This is a genomic window from Microbacterium testaceum StLB037, assembly GCF_900104345.1.
Classification (GTDB): Bacteria; Actinomycetota; Actinomycetes; order Actinomycetales; family Microbacteriaceae; genus Microbacterium; species Microbacterium testaceum_A.
Map to the genome: position 1 here is coordinate 1 of NZ_FNJN01000001.1, position 17,802 is coordinate 17,802.

Annotated in this window: 18 protein-coding genes; 6 read left to right on the forward strand and 12 right to left on the reverse strand. The window is 68.5% G+C overall.

The features are described from left to right. Window positions 1-273, forward strand: a 273-nt coding sequence (locus BLS25_RS16765) for a hypothetical protein (protein WP_218128152.1), incomplete at its 5' end; no start/stop codon positions are given. A 118-nt stretch (window positions 274-391) separates the two neighbouring features. Here the strand turns inward: BLS25_RS16765 and BLS25_RS00010 are convergent. The 5 genes from BLS25_RS00010 to BLS25_RS16520 all read right to left on the reverse strand — a co-directional run bounded on the left by BLS25_RS00010 (window position 392) and on the right by BLS25_RS16520 (window position 9,179). Continuing rightward, a complete protein-coding gene (locus BLS25_RS00010; RefSeq protein ID WP_056226577.1) occupies window positions 392-1,024 on the reverse strand; it encodes a LysE family translocator in 633 nt (210 codons plus the stop codon). A gap of 274 nt (window positions 1,025-1,298) precedes the next feature. Then, window positions 1,299-2,864: an FAD-dependent oxidoreductase gene (locus BLS25_RS00015; protein ID WP_074694014.1), complete on the reverse strand. Its 1,566-nt coding sequence runs from the start codon at window positions 2,862-2,864 to the stop codon at window positions 1,299-1,301. Then, a complete protein-coding gene (locus BLS25_RS00020; protein WP_256335499.1) occupies window positions 2,857-5,115 on the reverse strand; it encodes a molybdopterin oxidoreductase family protein in 2,259 nt (752 codons plus the stop codon). Before BLS25_RS00020 ends, BLS25_RS00015 begins: the two co-directional genes overlap by 8 nt. A gap of 4 nt (window positions 5,116-5,119) precedes the next feature. Next, on the reverse strand, window positions 5,120-6,499 hold the full coding sequence (locus BLS25_RS00025; protein WP_074694015.1) for an MFS transporter: 1,380 nt from the start codon (window positions 6,497-6,499) through the stop codon (window positions 5,120-5,122). 760 nt (window positions 6,500-7,259) lie between these two features. Then, entirely contained in the window at window positions 7,260-9,179 is a 1,920-nt protein-coding gene (locus BLS25_RS16520) for a GNAT family N-acetyltransferase (RefSeq protein ID WP_143017777.1), read from the reverse strand. 470 nt (window positions 9,180-9,649) lie between these two features. On the opposite strand from BLS25_RS16520, the gene BLS25_RS00035 reads away from it, so the two are divergent. Next, window positions 9,650-9,907 (forward strand): nuclease, encoded by a 258-nt coding sequence (locus tag BLS25_RS00035; protein ID WP_074694017.1) that lies wholly within the window; start codon window positions 9,650-9,652, stop codon window positions 9,905-9,907. Between the two features lie 47 nt (window positions 9,908-9,954). Here the strand turns inward: BLS25_RS00035 and BLS25_RS00040 are convergent, their stop codons facing one another. The 5 genes from BLS25_RS00040 to BLS25_RS00060 form a co-directional block, all read right to left on the reverse strand. Next, window positions 9,955-10,356, reverse strand: a complete 402-nt coding sequence (locus BLS25_RS00040; RefSeq protein WP_074694018.1) for a four-helix bundle copper-binding protein — start codon at window positions 10,354-10,356, stop codon at window positions 9,955-9,957. 500 nt (window positions 10,357-10,856) lie between these two features. After that, window positions 10,857-11,783: an Ltp family lipoprotein gene (locus tag BLS25_RS00045; protein ID WP_074694019.1), complete on the reverse strand. Its 927-nt coding sequence runs from the start codon at window positions 11,781-11,783 to the stop codon at window positions 10,857-10,859. Between the two features lie 371 nt (window positions 11,784-12,154). Next, entirely contained in the window at window positions 12,155-12,382 is a 228-nt protein-coding gene (locus BLS25_RS00050; protein WP_256335500.1) for a DUF1653 domain-containing protein, read from the reverse strand. Continuing rightward, window positions 12,379-12,720 (reverse strand): hypothetical protein, encoded by a 342-nt coding sequence (locus tag BLS25_RS00055; protein ID WP_074694020.1) that lies wholly within the window; start codon window positions 12,718-12,720, stop codon window positions 12,379-12,381. The genes BLS25_RS00050 and BLS25_RS00055 overlap by 4 nt, the downstream gene beginning before the upstream one ends. Window positions 12,721-12,749: 29 nt before the next feature. Continuing rightward, a complete protein-coding gene (locus tag BLS25_RS00060; protein WP_056226598.1) occupies window positions 12,750-13,220 on the reverse strand; it encodes a hypothetical protein in 471 nt (156 codons plus the stop codon). 273 nt (window positions 13,221-13,493) lie between these two features. Here BLS25_RS00060 and BLS25_RS00065 point away from each other — a divergent pair, with 273 nt between their 5' ends. Further along, the gene (locus tag BLS25_RS00065; protein WP_074694021.1) at window positions 13,494-14,183 is read left to right on the forward strand and encodes an SDR family NAD(P)-dependent oxidoreductase; all 690 of its coding nucleotides are present in this window, start codon (window positions 13,494-13,496) and stop codon (window positions 14,181-14,183) included. 10 nt (window positions 14,184-14,193) lie between these two features. On the opposite strand, the gene BLS25_RS00070 is transcribed toward BLS25_RS00065, so the two are convergent. Both BLS25_RS00070 and BLS25_RS00075 read right to left on the reverse strand, forming a co-directional pair. After that, entirely contained in the window at window positions 14,194-14,622 is a 429-nt protein-coding gene (locus BLS25_RS00070) for a winged helix-turn-helix transcriptional regulator (protein WP_074694022.1), read from the reverse strand. Window positions 14,623-14,828: 206 nt separating this feature from the next. Next, the gene (locus tag BLS25_RS00075) at window positions 14,829-15,329 is read right to left on the reverse strand and encodes a small multidrug efflux protein (RefSeq protein ID WP_074694023.1); all 501 of its coding nucleotides are present in this window, start codon (window positions 15,327-15,329) and stop codon (window positions 14,829-14,831) included. A 213-nt stretch (window positions 15,330-15,542) separates the two neighbouring features. On the opposite strand from BLS25_RS00075, the gene BLS25_RS00080 reads away from it, so the two are divergent. The 3 genes from BLS25_RS00080 to BLS25_RS00090 all read left to right on the forward strand — a co-directional run bounded on the left by BLS25_RS00080 (window position 15,543) and on the right by BLS25_RS00090 (window position 17,686). Next, window positions 15,543-15,824: a hypothetical protein gene (locus BLS25_RS00080; RefSeq protein ID WP_074694024.1), complete on the forward strand. Its 282-nt coding sequence runs from the start codon at window positions 15,543-15,545 to the stop codon at window positions 15,822-15,824. Window positions 15,825-15,899: 75 nt separating this feature from the next. Next, entirely contained in the window at window positions 15,900-17,087 is a 1,188-nt protein-coding gene (locus BLS25_RS00085; RefSeq protein ID WP_074694025.1) for a sensor histidine kinase, read from the forward strand. Continuing rightward, window positions 17,084-17,686: a response regulator transcription factor gene (locus BLS25_RS00090; RefSeq protein WP_074694026.1), complete on the forward strand. Its 603-nt coding sequence runs from the start codon at window positions 17,084-17,086 to the stop codon at window positions 17,684-17,686. The genes BLS25_RS00085 and BLS25_RS00090 overlap by 4 nt, the downstream gene beginning before the upstream one ends. The last annotated feature ends 116 nt before the right edge of the window (window positions 17,687-17,802 follow it).

Sequence of the window (17,802 nt, forward strand, 5' to 3'; positions counted from 1 at the left end):
ACCGCCCACACCGACCTCCCGCACAACACCCGCCGCGTCAGCGGCGGAGGCGGCATCAACGTCAACGGCGTCAAATATCAGCTCGGCAGCCACCACACAGGAGCGCTCATCACCATCGTCCAAGACGACACCACGATCGCCTTCTACGACCTCGCCACCAGCGAGCTGATCATCGAGCACCCCCACCCCGCCCCCGGCATCACCTACGTCAGCAACGGCAACCCCAAAGGCCCCCGCCGCAAACGCTCGATCGAACCGTCACCGATGTCCTGAGACACCAACTGTCACCGATGTCCTGAGGCAGAACTGTCACCAAAGTCCTGAGACATGACAACATTCGCTGCAGGATGATGCTGAGTTGTCAGCGAAGTGCAGTTTCGAGGGCCCGGCGTCAGCTCTTCGCGCCGGTCAGCGCCAGCGCGCCGCCCAGGCCGATCATCATGAACCCGCCCGTGCCCGAGAGGGCCGACAGGCGCTTCGGCGACCCCGCGAACCACGTGCGCGCGGTGCCGGCGGCGAGGGCCCAGGTCGAATCGCAGACCAGCGCGAGCACCTGGAAGATCAGGCCCAAGGCGAGCAGCTGCAGCCACACGGCTCCCGCGTGCGGGTCGACGAACTGCGGCAGCACGGCGACGAAGAACGCGATCGTCTTGGGGTTGGTGACGCCGACGACGAAGCCCTGACGCAGGAGGGTCCAGCGCGACTTCGGGCTCGGCGCGGGGCCGGCGACGTGATCGCGGCGGTGACGGATCGCCTGGATGCCGAGCCACACCAGGTACGCCGCCCCGACGATCTTGAGCACGGTGAACGCCACGATCGACGAGGCCACGATCGCCCCGATGCCGAACGCCGTCGCGAGGATCGCGGGGATGTTGCCGATCGCGTTGCCGAGCACGCTGAGGAGCCCCGCGCGGCGGCCGAGTGCGATGGAGCGCCCGATCACGAACAGCACGCCGGGACCCGGGATGACGATGAGCACGAACGACGCCGCGACGAACGCCAGCAGGTTCTCGATCGGAGGCATGCGTGAACTGTACTGCCGTCGCGTTTCGGGGCGGTATCGCGCGTGGCGGGCGGTCATGAGGAGGTTCCGGATGCCGCGACCCCGCTGCTGCGGCGGTGAGTTGCCGCGAATGGTCGGTGTGGGGTGCGCGGGCAGCCATGTGGGGCACGTGAGGCGGGCGTTGGGCGGGGTGCGGCGGGTGAGTTGCCGCGAATGGTCGGTGTGGGGTGCGCGGGCAGCCATGTGGGGCACGTGAGGCGGATGACGGGCGGGCTGCGGCGGATGAGCTACGTCCTCACGCCGGAACGGCCTCGCGCGCGAGCAGCTCGGTGATGCGCCCCACGCAGCCGCCGCAGCCGGTGCCGGCGCGGGTCGCGGACTTCACGCACGCGACCGTCGGCTCGCCCACGGCCACCGCCTCGCGGATCGCCCCCGCGCTCACGCCGTTGCACCAGCACACGGTCGCATCCGCGGCGAAGGGGTCGCCTACCGCGGGCATACCGGCATCCGCCGCGTCGAGGCGCAGAAGCGACGAGCGGTCGGCGGGCAGCTCCGACCCGCGCTCGAAGAGCAGCGTGAGCTCGGCTCCGGTCCGCGGCATGCCGACCGCGACGAAGCCGGTCAGCACGCCCTCGACGGTGACCAGTTTCACGTAGGCGCCGCGCGCGGGGTCGGCCCAGAGCGTGACCTGGGGGCCGTGGCATCCGGGAGCGTGTGAGAACGGATCGGCGTCGACCGCACCTCCGGCGACCACGTCGATGCCCTCGGCCTTCAGCATCACCACGCCGGGGCGTTCGACGGCGGCGAGTCCCTCGACCCCCGACGACAGCAGAGCCGCGAGGCGGTCGGCCTGCCGCCAGCCGGGACCGACGAGTCCGCTCGGGCCGCCGGGCACGCGGCCGTCGGGCTCGGCATCGGCGGGATCGGCGACGTGTGCGCAGTCGCCGATGGCGAAGACGTTCGGATCGGTCCACGAGCGCGACGAGGCGTCGACGAGCACGCCGGCCGAGGTCGCGAGGCCCGAGACCGACGCGAGCTCGGTCCTCGCTCCGACGCCGCACGACAGCACCAGTAGGTCGCCCGCGAGCACCTTGCCGTCGGCGCAGACGAGTCCGTCGAACCAGGCCTGACCGTGATCGTCATAGCGCTGCACGATGCTCTCGGCGCGCGCGTGGTGCATCATCTCGACGCCCACGGCGCTCGCCGCCGCGGCGAGCACGCGTCCGCCGTTCTCATCGAGCGTCCGGTTCATGGGGGCGGCTGAGTGGTACGCGACGACCACCTCGGCGCCCGCTTCGGCGGCGGCGAGGGCGAGTTCCATGCCGAGCACTCCCGCGCCGAGCACGACGATGCGCTGACCGGCCGAGACCGCCGCGCGCACGTGCTCGGCATCGGCGAGGTCGCGAAGCGCCACGACGCCGCGGGGGAGCGGCGCGGTTCCCTGATCCAGTGCGGAGGGGTCGGCCGGCCGCGCGGATCGGTGCCGCTGCGCCCGCTCGAGGCCGGCCAGCGTGGGCACGTTCGCCCGCGCGCCGGTGGCGAGCACGAGTCGGTCGTAGGGAATCCGGATGCCATCGTGCAGGCGCACCACGCGCAGGTCGCGGTCGACGCCGACCACCGTCGTCCCGAGCGCGAATCGCGCGCCCGCGTCTTCGGCGACGCGGCGGTCGCTCATGTCGAGCCCGTCGCGATCGGTGCGGCCGACGGCGTACTCGGCGAGCAGCACGCGGTTGTACACGTCGTGCGGTTCGGCGCCGACGACGGTGAGCTCGATTCGCCCCTCGCGCAGCGCGGGCAGGAGCCCCTCGACCAGCCGCGCCCCGACGGGGCCGTAGCCCACCAGCACCACACGCTCAGACATGGGTCTCCTCCTCGGTACGCGACGATGCAGAGCTTGACGACGCGGTGCTCGACGACGGTCCGCTCGGCGACGCCGCGCTCGCCAACGACGCGCCCGGCGCCGCACCTCCCGCAAAACCGACGAGCACAGGCGCCACGCCCGGGTGCTCCGCCACGACGACCGGCGCGGCCGCAACATGATGAGTCGCCGGGGTCGTGGTATCCGGAATCGCCTCCACCCGAACACGCGTGCGCTTGAACTCGGGCATGGCCGAGGTCGGGTCGACGATCGCCTCGGTCAGGCGGTTGGCGCATCCCTCGCCCGCGTAGTGGAACGGCAGGAACACGGTGTCTTGGCGGATGTCCGTGGTCACGCTCGCCCTCGCGCGCATCGTGCCGCGCGCGTTCGAGACGGCGACGAGAACTCCGTCGCGGATGCCGAGCCGAGACGCCGTCGCCGGATGGATCTCGAGCCGCGCCTCGGGGCGGGCATTGTGGAGCTCGGTCACGCGGCGGGTCTGGGTTCCCGACTGGTACTGCTGCAGGTAGCGGCCGGTCGTGAGGGTGAGGTCGGCGCCGCGGTCGGTGGGGGTCGGGGGATTCGCCTCGACGGGGACGAGCCGCGCGCGGCCGTCGGCGTGGGCGAAACGCTCCGTGAACGGACGCGGTGTGCCCGACGAGCGGTAGGGCCAGTACGCCTCGACGCCGGTGTCGAGCAGCGCGTGCGAGAGGCCGGAGTAGTCGGCGATGCCGCCCTCAGATGCGCGGGCGAGTTCGTCGAAGACCTCGGACGGATCGATCGACCACGTGGATGCCGCGCCCAGACGCCGCGCGATCTCGGCCATGATCCACAGCTCGCTACGGGCGCCCTCGGGGCCGGGCAGTGCGCGGCGGCGGCGGATCACGCGACCCTCGAGCGAGGTCATCGTGCCCTCCTCTTCGGCCCACTGCAGCACCGGCAGCACGATGTCGGCGAGCTCGGCGGTCTCGGAGAGGAAGAAGTCGCAGACGATCAGGGTGTCGAGGGAGTTCAGCCGCGCGCGGACGGCCTCGACGTCGGGTGCCGAGACGACGACGTTCGAGCCCGCGACCAGCAGTGTCTTGACCGGCCCGCCGAGTTCGCCGAGCAGGGCGGTGGCCGGGATGCCGGCATCCGGGATCTCATCGGGATCAACGCCCCAGACCCCGGCGACGTGCCGGCGGGCGTCGGGGTCGCGGATGGAGCGGTATCCGGGGAGCTGGTCGGCCTTCTGGCCGTGCTCGCGACCGCCCTGTCCGTTGCCCTGGCCGGTGAGGGTGCCGTAGCCCGAGCCCTCGCGGCCGACGATGCCGAGAACGAGGGCGAGGTTGATCGCGGCGGTCGCGGTGGCGGTGCCGTCGACGTGCTGTTCGACGCCGCGCCCGGTGAGGATGAACGCGCGTCCCGCGGCGAGGCGACGCGCCGTGGCTCGGAGGTCGGCGGCGGGAACTCCGGTGACGGATGCTGTCCGCTCGGGCCACCATTGCGCGACGCTGCGGCGCAGGGCGTCGAACCCGCTCGTGCGCTCTTCTATATACGCGCGGTCGGCGAGGCCCTCGGCGATGGCGATGTGCGTGAGGCCGAGCAGGAGCGGGAGGTCGGTTCCGGGAGCCGCCTGTAGGTGCGTGCCGGCGCCGTCTTCGGTGAGGCGCGCGGTGGCCGAGCGGCGCGGGTCGACGACGATGAGCCCGCCCGCCGCTCGTGCCCCGGCGAGGTGGCTGAGGAAGGGCGGCATGGTCGCGGCGACGTTCGAGCCGAGCAGCAGGATTGTCGCGGCGTCGTCAAGGTCGGTGACCGGGAACGGCAGCCCCCGGTCCATGCCGAAAGCGCGGTTGGATGCCGCTGCCGCCGACGACATGCAGAAGCGGCCGTTGTAGTCGATGCGCGAGGTGCCGAGGGCGACGCGGGCGAACTTGCCGAGTTGGTAGGCCTTCTCGTTGGTGAGTCCGCCGCCGCCGAAGATGGCGTTCGCGTCCGGGCCGTGGGTGGCCTTCGTCTCGCGGAAGGCCCGGGCCACGGCATCCAGTGCCTCATCCCAGGTGGTCTCGGCGAGGGTGCCGTCGGGTTGGCGGAGCAACGGCATCCGGAGTCTCTGGGGAGACGCGAGGAGCTCCGCCGACGTCCAGCCCTTCGCGCAGAGTCCTCCCCGATTGGTGGGGAAGTCGCGGCCGGTGACCGTCGTTTCACCCTGGTGGGTGACGGTCATCGCGCACTGCAGCGCGCAGTAGGGGCAGTGGGTGTCGGCGGAGCTCATGGCGTCAGATCCGGGTGCCGGTTTTCTTCGACATCCGCAGGTATACGCCCGCGGTGAGGGCGAGGAAGATCACGTACGCCGCGACGAAGCTACCGAGCGCGGGCACGTACGAGCCGAACGTGGTCTTCGAGAAGCCGAGCACCTGCGGAATGAAGAAGCCGCCGTAGGCGCCGATCGCCGAGATGAGGCCGAGGGCCGCGGCCGCCTTGCGCTGCGCGCCGATGCCGCCGTTGGAACGGAGGGCGAAGATCGTTGGGATCATCCGATAGGTCGAGCCGTTGCCGATGCCCGCCGCCGCGAACAGCACCAGGAAGCAGAGCAGGAAGATCGCGAAGTTCTGCGTCGGCAGGGTGAGGATCACGCTCAGGATGCCGAGACCCATCACCGTGAACGCGCCGATCGTGATGACGGTGCCGCCGAAACGGTCGGCGAGCTTGCCGCCGTAGGGACGGGCGAGCGAGCCGACGAGGGCGCCGAGGAAGGCGAGGGTGACGGTCGCCGTGCCGATCGCGATTCCCTTGAAGTCGGGGAAGGTGTCGGCGAGCAGCTTCGGGAAGACGCCCGCGAAGCCGATGAACGAGCCGAAGGTTCCGATGTAGAGGACGGCGAGGATCCACAGGTGCGGCTCTTTCAGAGCGGCGAGGGATGCCGCGATGTCGGCCTTGGCTGCGGAGAGGTTGTCCATGCGGAAGTAGGCGCCGACCATCGCGACGAGGATCAGCGGCACCCAGATGAGACCCGCGAGGGGCAGGTTCAGGGTCGCGGCGGCGCCGACCGTGATGACGATGGGGACGACGAACTGGGCGACCGAGGCGCCGAGGTTGCCGCCGGCGGCGTTGAGTCCGAGCGCCCAGCCCTTCTGCGCGGCCGGGTAGAAGAAGGTGATGTTCGACATCGAGCTGGCGAAGTTGCCGCCGCCGAAGCCGGCGAGGGCCGCGATCAGCAGGAGGACGCCGAAGGGAGTCGCGGGGTTGCTGACCGCGATCGCGAGTCCGATGCTCGGGATGAGCAGGAGGCCGGCCGAGACAATCGTCCAGTTGCGGCCGCCGAAGCGCGGAACCATGAACGTGTAGGGGATGCGCAGCGTCGCACCGACCAGGCTCGGCATGGAGATGAGCCAGAAGATCTCACCGGTCGACAGCTGGAAGCCCGCCGCCGGCAGCGAGACGACGACGACCGACCACAGCTGCCAGACCACGAAGCCGAGGAACTCGGCGAAGATCGACCACCGCAGGTTGCGGGCGGCGATGGCCTTGCCCTCGGTGTCCCACTGCGTGGTGTCTTCGGGGTTCCAGTTGTCGATCCAGCGGCCGGGACGGTGCTTCAGGGTGCTGTCCGCTGCGGGCGCGAGGGCGGTTTCGGGGCGCGGGTCGGTGACGGTCACGGAGTCCTCCGGTGGGCGATGCGGGGAGGTGCAGCGCCCCGCATGGGCGGGACGTGCCGCCAGCGTAGGGAGGAGGGATTACCCGGGACGGCGTCGTCGGGGGCGGGGAGGTAACGGTTGTTTCACCGCTGGTGGGGCGGGGGGAGAGGGGGAGTTTACGTGGGCGTTACATCACACCGCCGGGCCTGTCCGCATCTCTACACCCCGGCCTGCTGAGGTGTGAACGCCTGACCGTCTGCAGATGGCGTGCTGCGAAGAAAATGTTCCCCGCAGACGATCCAACACGTCTAACTCAGTGCTGGCACCGGGTTGGGGGCGTGCCTATACGAGTCGGCTCCGGTCTTCGTGGTCAAGGCGTGCAGGCGCGTTAACTGGTTGCCAGTCAGATATCGGAAGCTCTGTGCTGGCTCGAGATGAAGAATATGACGCAACTCAGCAAGTGCCACCGGCCTAGGCCAGCGAGTCGGCGTATCGAGCTCGAGGACTGAGCACTCTCGCGCTCCCTCGAGATACTCATCTAGCTCCGCTTGCTGGATGCCGATGACGCCCGAATAATCGCGCCAGATATCCTGAGAGTTGCTGCGAACCAGCCGCCGTGCTCGCATGGTGCCCAGCACAGCCTTCTCAGGCGAAGTTGAATAGATGACTACGGTCATGCCCTCGGGGACATCGGGGAAGCGTCGGCGAATCTCAGCGGTCTTAGTCCCGTCGAGGAGGCCCCGAGCGAAGCGTGGGCGGACGGATAGTAACAACGTGCGGCTCATTCGATGCGCCGTCCGTTCGGTTGCAGAGCAATGACCTCGTCAAACATCTGCGGGTCGACCTGTCGCATGCTCTGTAAGTTGCCCTTCACGTAGCGCTTGAACACCTCGTCGTGGCGGGAAACCGTCCGGTCGAGGAGCTCAGTATCCTCGAAGCGTATGACATTGACCTTGCCGGCCTTGTCAGCCGCGGCCAGGATCTCGGACCTGCGAAGAACGCCGATCTTGCCGAAGCGTGCGAGGGCGTCTTCGGCCGGCAGACGGATGGAGTCCACGAGAAGCGACCTCGCCACGATCCTCTGAATGGTGCGATGCGTCGCATCGTCGCTGGTTGCGTACCAGAGTATGCGAGCAGGCAGGTCCTGTGGCACCGTGCGTGATCCCGAGAAGTAGACCAACTCTCGAGTGAGGCCTAGGCCTCGCCTTCGCAGTGAAATAAGACCGTCGTTCAAACCGAGCAGGTTTGTTGCCCACCGTGGCTGGATGGGGATCACGTACGTCGCCATACCGGCATTGCGTACGACAAGGGGCCAGAAGGCACGCTCCGCGCTTGCCGTCGCAGCGGCTGAGGTGAGCATAAGTTCTTCGGCCGTCGCGGTGGCCGGACCGAGAGTTGCTGCGCGCGGGATCGCACCGTTGAATCTGTCGGCGGTCAGTGCGGCGTTCAGCGTTGGCGAAATGGCCCTGTCGGTCACTTCGACGCTAGTCGCCCCATGCTCCCATGCGACTCGACGGATGTACCGGAGCAACTGAAAGGCGACTGTACTGCCGCGTTCGCCTCTGGTCGTTCGAATCATCGGCAGCCGCATAGTCGTGCCGTCGAGCTCCCAGGCCGCGAGAGCCCACAGGCTGCCCTGCCCGTCCAGCAACTTCCGCACCGTCACGGTCTTGCGCTTGGCGAGCAGTTCGCGAAGCCTCTGGAAGAACACGCTCGGCCTCGTTTCAACGTCGTAGACGCGGAACGCGGGCTCCAGTTCCTTCTCAATGTCCTCGACGCTCTGCCATTCGAGGTCACCGTCATTTATGAGGCTCGACTGGAAATCGGTTACGTAAGACTCCGGACTCAGGGCGGCGATTAGCTGATGTGGTCGAACCACCCTGATTTCGTGCTCGCTGAGGTTCCAATCCTGTGAAGCAAGGATGACGTTGGTGTCGTTCGTGACAAAGAAGTCCGCGCCCGCATGGATCGCATCGACGACGTGCAAAACGTCGCTTCGCAGGCTCGTGTCTCTGCTGATGAGTTGTGGGTCCGTCGCCCGTATCAGGGCCTCTTCGAGGCTACGATCGCCAGGGCGAAGCGTGCTGAGTCGCGTTATGTGCTGACTCGCTTCTCGAACATGCCGTCGTGCTGCCTGATCCTTGTTCTGACTGATTTCGTTGTCGACCTCACCCGAAACAGCAAAGGTCACGAGCGGTTGAAGCCAGTCGGCTTGAAGCTCGGAGGTCTCCTCGCGATGATCTCGACGAACGTCGAGAGGCATGAAGAGGTCGCCAATGATGTTTGTGTCAAGAACCGCAAGCGGGAGATTGGACAAAAGCGCAGCTGACTCGAGTAAATCGAGTCCTCCTTCGATATTTATCCGTTTGACCCAATTCATCAAGATGGACCCGTTGAGCGCTCGTCCGGCACGCTCCGAGGCGACATGCATGCCGAGAGATCGCCAAAAGCCATCGACGCCATAGTCAGTTCGGCAGGATGCCGTGATCAGGGAGCGGCGAGGGTGCAGGCGAATCGCCGTCTCCACCATCTCGCGTGCAAGTCCGCTGCCGCGGGATTGTTCGTTCACGCAGACATGAACCAGCTTTATGAGATTGCTTCGCGGTACGTCGTAGAGGACATAGCCCATGAGCGCGTCGCCGACGAAACCCAGAATGAGGCCGCGATGTTTCGCGCGATCCCGAAACCCCATGTCAGGCATCGGCCCGAGTCGCGCCCGGTTGCATTTGTGAAGACCGAGAACTGCCTCGAATTGGGCATCCGAATCTGGAGCAGTCGGCTCCCAAACGACAACGTGGACGTCCAACGCTGCCCCCCTTCGCCCTGCCGCCTTATCTGGTCTATCAGCTCCCGCAGGGGGCTCTCGTGCGCCATGCCGTTGACAGTGCCTGGCTGAACCCGAGGTAGCCGGACGGGCGCAGCGAGACCGTCATCGCGGGGTCAATCCGGACGAGAAGCCTGCTGCCCTCAACGGTTCTGTGGGGCTGAGGTGTGCGTCCCCCCGGAAGGGGCTCGCGCGTCACCTGAGCCACTGCTCCAATTCAGGCGACCGAACGCTGTGGGCTCGGGTCGCGTGCTCCGCGGTGTTACGCCCCACTGCGCCCCAGATCGCCCGCCCCCGCGGCATCCCGTAGCTTCATCACACCAACCACTCCGAAGGCAGGTGAAGCCATGTCCCGCACGATCTCGTCGACAGTCCACCCGATCCAGCGCTGCATGGCAGCCTCGAACCCGTCTGCGTGGTGGGACGGCCTCCTCATCGATACCGACGGCGCGACCGCGACGGTCGCGCTACTGAACGGCAGCACGGTGCAGCTGCGGATCGTCGGCCCGGCCGTCGACATCGCGGTGGGGGAGCCGGTGGCGTACCACCCGGTCGCCGAGCTGCTCAGTGCATCGGCGATCATCACGACCGCCCGCGCCGCATAGCCGAGCGGCCGCCGACGACACGTCAGCGGCCGCGCGAAGAAGAGAACTCAGGCGGTCATCGAGGCCATCATGGCCTCGCACTTCATGACCATGTCGTCGCAGGCCATGGCGCAGTAGCGGCACATCTCGTCCATGTCGCCGTGCGCGCGGCACTCGGCGGCGCACGCCTTGCCCATGGTCATGCAGGCGGTCATCATGGCGCTCATCACGTCCATGTTCATGCCGGCCGGACGCATCATCATGTGCATCGTCGTCTGAGCCATCTCGACCATGGTCGAGCACATGGCGCAGCACGTGGCCATCTCGGGACCGTGCATCATGTCGCTGCCGGCGCACATCGCCGCGGCCATCGCGCACGCGTTCAGGGACTGCATGCATTCCTGCATGGCATCCATGTCCATGGTCATCTCGCCCATGTCCATCGACTTCATCATCGCCATCGTGTCCATCTGGATCTCCCGTGTTCTCGTCGGTTCGGAGGGACCGGATGCCGCGGAGGGACTCCGGCGTACCGGCGATGCTACGCGCGAGAGGCGCGCGGTTGACAGAGCTTTCAGCTGGTTGGTCAGCGTCGCTCGATATCGCCATGGCCACGCCGGTGCAGATGAGCCGGCCTAGGGAGTGAGCGGATGTGACGGCTGAGGTTAATCCACCGGCGCGTGGGGCCGATGACGACCACGAGAGTGAGCTCCCGGTTCGTCGCAGCAGGGGTCAGCAAACCGAGCCAAACCGCAGAGGCCGACGGTTTCTGGTCTGCCGGGCATTGCTAGCCCTCCTGCGGCTCCCCGGAGCGATCGGCATCCGGCCCGTGCGACGCGGCCGAGCCTTGGTCCCGAGTACCCGTGGGGTTTCGACGTGCCCGGTGAACATCGCGATCGGGCGTGCAAGGTCCACACCCCCGCGAAAGCGTGGAGGGGATGACGCGCCCGCGGCACCCCCTCCACGGGGATTAGAGTCCGACGGCGGAAAGCGCGAAGTTTGCCTGGTCGGCAGTGAACTGCTCGCCGTACTCGCTGGTCAGCTGATCGAAGAGCCCGTCGCGCGAGAATCCCTTGAACTCGAGGTACGACTTCGCGGATTCGACGGCCTCCTGGTTCCAGTCGACCTTGCCGGCCGACTCGATGTACGCGATGGCGAACTCGGCATCCTCGCCGGCAAAGCCCTCGCCGTATTCGCTCGTCAGCTGCTCGGCGAGGCCTGCGCGCGAGAATCCCTTGAACTTCAGGTAGGACTCTGCCGAACGGACCGCGCTGGACTGAGCCGTCGTCATCGAGGGCTTGGCGGGCTCCGCGGGCTTGGCCGGTTCGGCGGGTTGCGCGGGCGCGGCCGCCGCGGCCTTCTTCTCGACATTCACCACGATGGTGTCGCCGGTCTTGACGGTTGCGCCCGACGCAGGCGTCGTGCTCAGGACGGTCCAGTTGTCGCGATCGAGCACAACGCCCTTGTCCGCCGAGAACTCGAACTCGAGGCCCGCGTTCTCAATGAGAGCGGCGGCTTCCTTCGCGGACAGGCCCGTCGTCTCGGGGACGGAGACGTCCGCGGCGGCGACCTCTTCGGTGACCGGGGCAGCGACGGCCACCTGCTTCCCTGCGGCCTCGGCAGGCTCGCGCTTTCCGCCGCCCATCGCGGCGCCGATGCTTCCTACGACGATGAGGCCAGCAAGAACGCCGACCGGAATGACAATCGCCTTTCGTTTGAACCAGGGCGCCTTTGCCGCGGGATTCTGAGTGGTCGACGGAGTCGGATCGGCCGCCGCCTGGGTCGGTGTCGGGCGGGAATGTTCGGTCCACGCGGCGCCGTCGTAGTAGCGCTCGGTGCCCGGGGCGTTGACGTCGGCGTACCAGCCGGCGGCATAAGTGGGGTTGTTGTCGGTCATCGGGTTCCTTCGGTTCTGAGATGTGCGCGAACGCATCCGCGCTCAGTGCGTCATCGACTGAAGGACGTACGACCGAGCGCGCACGTTTGATACCGGGAAAAGTGAACGAAGAGACCGCCCCAGCGGCATCCACGAAACGCGCCCCCCCCACGCTCGCTCTCGTGATTATGCCGTAGTCCTGGTGAATGCGCTATGTAGATCATGTGGAAAGACTTTGACGCGCAAAGTTGCACTCGATCGACCTGCCCGGCAGCGAAGGACCGCGCCGGATTGCTCGTCGCAATCCTTGCTTTCACGCGCACGCACTCCGCTTACTCAGGGCATCGTGCGGGCATGGAGCTATCGGCATCCGGGGCCGCCCGAGCACCCCGCTACTCGACGCGACGGAACCGCGGACCCGAGTACCCGTCGCGCTCGACGTGCTCGATGAACATCGCGATCGGGCGCACCCAGAGGGAGTGGTCGCCGTAGAGCGTGCGGTACGAGACGAAGACCTCTTCGGTCTCGGAATGCCGCGCAATGCCGAACACCTCGTAGCGCTGGCCCTTGAAGTGCTCGTAGATGCCGGGCTCGATGTGTGGCAGCTCGCCGTGCGTCACGAAGCGGCGGCGGCTTCGTCGGTGCGCGCCTGCAGGTACTCGCAGAGCTTGCCCGTCGTGTACAGCTCCTCGCCGAGGGCGACGAGGTTGCCGCCCGACAGGGGGAACTCGCCGGAGCGCTCCGACAGAGAGGCCGTCCACGTGCGCTCGCAGTCGACGTTCAACGAGATCGATGCCGGTCCGTGGTTGAGGTGGATTGCCACCATGCCGGACTCGAGGTGCTCGGGGTCGTCCTGGCGGAGCACGTGAACCGTGGCGTGGGCGACAGTGTCGTGCTTCTCGTACTCGGTCACCCACTCGTGGATCTCGGTGAAGGTGGGGCGAGCGGTGCAGGTCATGGGTCGAGACTAACGGGGCTGGCTGGTGGTCAGCCGCCCGCGCCCCGCACCCCGACGAGGTCGTGTAGCGCCGCGAAGGTAGCCGCGTACCGCTCCCGCAGAACCTCCCACCCGAGACCCGGATCGATCTCGTCGGGCGACGGCACGGCGACGGCGTATCCGTGCTGCGCGCGCGGAACGGGCTCGCCGGGCAGGCGCAACTCCTGTGTGAACGCGCCGGTGTCGGGCGCGAAGGTGAGGGTGTGAGCGGCGATGTCGTGGTCCCAGTCGGCGGACGGCCACGACATGAACGAGACGTGCCGCGGGGGATCGAGAGGGGCCGTGGCCGATACCCAGCACCCGTGGTGATCCTCGCCGGGGGAGAGGATCGTGTACGTCCCACCCCGGCGGTAGACCAGCAGTGCCTCGCGGAACGGCTTCTGCGAGAACATCGCCGTGTAATACAGGGCCTGCACGTAGATCGGTTCTCCGAGAGTCAGGGTCACGGTCTGCTGCGGCATCGGGCTGCGGGTCCTCTCGAATCCGGGCGGGGTCCCTTCCATCCAGGCATACGAGCCTCGGGCCCCGGTTGCGCGAAGCCAGGTCTTCGCTATGACCTCGCTGAGTCGGTCGCCCGGGGTTGGCGCCTCCGTCCGGACACGCCCGTCAGGCACCTCGAAGTGCCTTTTGTAGGCGCATTCTTCGCGTCGCACCATGGCGTGACGCACTGCCAGTGCGGTAAACCGACGACCCCCGCGCCGCGTGTCACGACGGCGCCCGAACAGGAGTAACCCATGCCCACCATCGCCATCGTCGGAGCCGGTCCCGGCCTCGGACTCGCCATCGCCCGCACCTTCGGTCGTGAGGGCTTCTCGGTCGCCCTCATCGCCCGCACGCAGGACAAGCTCGATCGACTCGCCGCCGACCTCGGTGCGGAGGGGATCACCGCGGCCGGCTTCGCGGCCGACGTGCTCGACCGCCCGAGCCTGGTCGCCGCCTTGAACGCCGCCGCGGAGCGCTTCGGTGCGATCGACGTGCTCGAGTATTCGCCCTCCGACACCGCGGGCGGAGTCCTCGCCCCGGTCGACGTCCGCGACGCGACCCCCGAGAACGTGCAGCCGCAGATCGAGTACTACCTCTACGGAGCGATGGCGGCGGTCGACGCCGTCCTGCCGTCGATGCAGGCCGCGGGCCGCGGCACGATCCTCGTCACCACGGGAGCGGGTTCGGTGCGCCCCGTGCCGATGTACGGCAATGTCACCGCCGGCGGTGCGGCCCTGCGCAACTGGGCGCTGAACCGTGGAACTGCTCTGGCCTCCGATGAGACCGGCGTCCACCTGGCGCACGTGGCGATCGGGGTGTGGATGACCGACGAGGCTCCCGCCGACAGCCGCATTCCGAGCCGCTCGCCGTCGGACATCGCGCCGCTGTACTGGAACCTGCACACCGAGCGCGCCGAGCACGAGGTCGTCGTGACCAGCTGAGCGCTGGCGCTTACGAGACCGGGCGGGCGTCCGCGTTCGCGGACCCCGCTCGGCCGACTCCGATCCGGGCGTGCAGCTCGCGATTCTCGGCGACCGCGTCGTGATGCTCGGCCGCCCACTGCGCCAGCCCCATCACCGCGCGCTGCAGCGATCGACCCAGGTCGGTGACCTCGTATTCGACGCGCGGCGGCATCTCGGCGTACGCCCGGCGGACGGCGAGCCCGTCGCGCTCCAGTGCCTTGAGCGTGACCGTCAGCATGCGCTGAGAGATGCCCGGAATGCTCGCCATCAGATCCGAGTAACGCAGCGCCCGGTCGCCGAGGGTGGTGATGACCAGCACCGTCCACTTGTCGCCGATACGATCGAGCACCTCGCGGATGAAGGCGCTGTCGTCGGGCCACGCGGTGCACGGACCGACGACCTTTCGCTCCGCTGGCATCCGGCCTCCTTTTCTTCTCCACGCTAGCAATCCCTCCAGAAGCAACAGCGGAGGGATGCCGGCACCCGAGGCGGCGGCGGAGCGGTGCCCGAGAACATGGTGTTGTCGTTGGAGGCCTGCTCCGGAACCTCTTGGATGACGTCCCCGTGCTCGACGATCCGCCCGTCTTCGAGACGCCGGACATGGCATCTCTTCTCCTGCTCTCGTCACGCCACGGCGCGGATCACGCCCGTGATGATCAGCGTGATCACCGTCGTCCACAGCACGATCGCGGCGGCCTGCCAGGCGATGACGCGCATCGGCGGAACGCCGGTGGACGTGAGGGCCGCGGCGGTGAACTGCGTCGGCAGCAGCAGCGGGCCGAGCAGGCTCACGCCCGGGGTCCCGTAGCGGTGGTACGCCTTCTCGAACTTCTCTCGGCGGGCCGACGTGGGCTTCTCGGCGACTCCGCGGCGGGTGGTGACGGCGGTGCGCACGCGCGACGACGCGAAGACGACCACGGCCACGCAGAGGAGGTTTCCGATCGCGCCGGCGAGAGCGGCGACGACGGGAGGGATGCCGCCCAGGATGCCGATCGCCGCCGCACCCTCGCCCTCGATGAACGGCACGGCCCCGGCGAGGGCGACGATGAGCGGCTGGACGAGGTCGGGCACGTCGGCGACGAGGCCCTGGAAACCGAGGATGAGGTCGGAGACGGGGTTCGACATGAGGACTCCTGGGGGATGAGTTCGCGGCGTGTTCCGCGGTGATTCCATCCCATCCGCGAGCGGCTCGCGGCGGCAGTGTCGTGGTGTCACGAGCGAGCGGGAGGATGCGAGGGCGCACCCGTGACGAATGTCAGGGTCGCCCTTTCGGGCGCCGCGCGCGTGGCGTATCGTCGCAACCCCGCAAGAGACCGCGGCCGATCCGAAGGAGCAACGATGCCGAGCTTCCTCGTGTGGATCGAATACTTCTTCTGGGCGGCCATCGCGGTCGGGGTGCTCGTGCGTCTGGGGACGGTGCTCGGACGCCGTCGTGCGGGCCGACGGAAGGACGCCGTTCGACAGGCGATCCGCCCCGTCATCGATGCGGGCGCCGTCGAGTCGGCCTTCTACGGCTGGACGCCGTCGACCTCGCTGCAGCTGAGGGCGGAGCCCACGTCGGTCGAGACCGCGCAGGACCGCGATCGGGTACCGCCGGAGCTCCCCGACAGCTACCGCTGACCGCCGTGCTCGCCGCTCCGCGGGATGATTCGCCGCGCCACCCGTGACGAATGTCACGCCCGTACAGTGGCGGGTGTGAGCGCCCCCGCACCCGCATCCGTCCGTACGCCCGCGGCGACGTACGCCCGTGACGTCCGCGTCACCTGGTGGTACACGGCGTCGTCGATCCTGTTCCTCCACGTCTTCGCGGTCTTCATGTGGGCGCTGGTGGTCGTGCTGCGGGGGACGACGCTCGACATCGTCCTCGTGCTGATCGGGGCGGCCGGGTCGGTGGCATCCGGAGTCCTTCTTCTCATCCACTACCGGCGCGAACCTCTCGACGACGGTGACGACTCCGCGCGCAGGCCGGTGTGGCCCCTCGTGCTGCTCGGGGTCGGGTCGGCGGTCGTGCTCGGCGTCGGTGCCGGGTCGGTGCTGCTCGCCGCAGCCCTCGCGGCCCAGGCGCTGTGCACGGTGCGGTGGCGGGCTGGCATCCGGGTGCGGCTCGTCGCGCTGATGCTCGTCATCGTCATCGCGGTGTGGGTGATCGAGGCGACGCGGCTGAGCCCCGACGGCTACATCTCGCTGACGTTCGCCCTGCCGCTGTTCGCCACCATGCTCGCCCCGCTCACCGCCACCTCGCTGTGGTGGTGGGACATCGTGCGCGAACTCGACCGCGCCCGCCGCGCCGAGGGACGTCTCGCCGCCGCACAAGAGCGCCTGCGCCTCGCCGGCGACCTGCACGACCTGCAGGGCCACCACCTGCAGGTGATCGCGCTACAGCTCGAGCTCGCCGAGAAGATGATGGGGAGGGACCCGGATGCCGCCGTCGAACAGGTGCGCGCGGCTCGCGCGAGCGTCGACGAAGCCCGTCGCGGCACGCGCGACCTCGCCGCACGGTTCCGCGGAGTGCCCCTTCCCGACGAACTCGCCAACGCCGCCGACCTGTTGCGCGCGGCGGGGCTGACCGTCGACCTGCTGGTGGATACCGAGGCCGAACGCGCGCCCGCAGACGTGCTCGGACCCGTCGTCCGCGAGTCCACGACGAATGTGTTGAAACACGGGGGTGGGGTGTCGGCATCCCTCTCCCTCGCCCGCCACGACGGAGCCTGGGTGCTGACCGTCGAGAACGACTCGCGGAGTGCCGCGTCTCCCGTCGGCGACGGGGCGGGACTGTCGGGCATCGCCGAACGCGTGGGTTCTGTGGGAGGAACGGTGGATGCCACCCGCCTCGGCGACCGCTTCCGCGTGACGGTTCGCGTGCCCGAGGAGGTTTTCGCATGATCCGCGTGCTCATCGCCGACGACGAGGACATGATCCGCACCGCGCTCGCCGCGCTGTTGCGACTGGAGGACGACCTCGAGGTCGTCGCCGAATGCCGCGACGGCGAGAGCGCCGTGACCGAGGCGCAGCGGCTGAAGCCCGACGTGTGCCTGCTCGACCTCGAGATGCCCGGGCTCGACGGCGTCGACACCGCGGCGAAGATCCTGCGGAGCGTGCCCTCACGCTGCGTGATCGTCACGCGGCACGCACGGCCCGGAGTCCTGCGGCGCGCGCTCGGCGCCGGGGTCAGCGGGTTCCTCCCCAAGTCGCGGCCCGCGGATGACGTGGCGGCCGTGATCCGTGAAGTCGCGGCCGGGCGGAGGTACGTCGACCCCGAGGTCGCGGCCGACGCGCTGAGCGACGAGCGGAGCCCCCTCACCGACCGCGAGCTCGACGTGCTGCGCGCGGGGGCGCGGGGGCAGACGGTCGCCGAGATCGCTTCGGCGCTGCACCTGTCGGCGGGGACGGTGCGCAACCACGTGTCGTCGGTGCTCGGCAAGCTCGGGCTCGCGAGTCGGCAGCAGGCGACGATCCACGCGCGCGAGCGGGGGTGGATCTGAGGTCAGCCGGTGTGGCGGAGCGTTCGATCGACCTCAGGACCGGTGGGGGAAGAGGGAAGGCGCACCGCCACCTCGTCCCTCGCCCCGTCGAGCCCGTAGCGTAGGCACATGCCTCG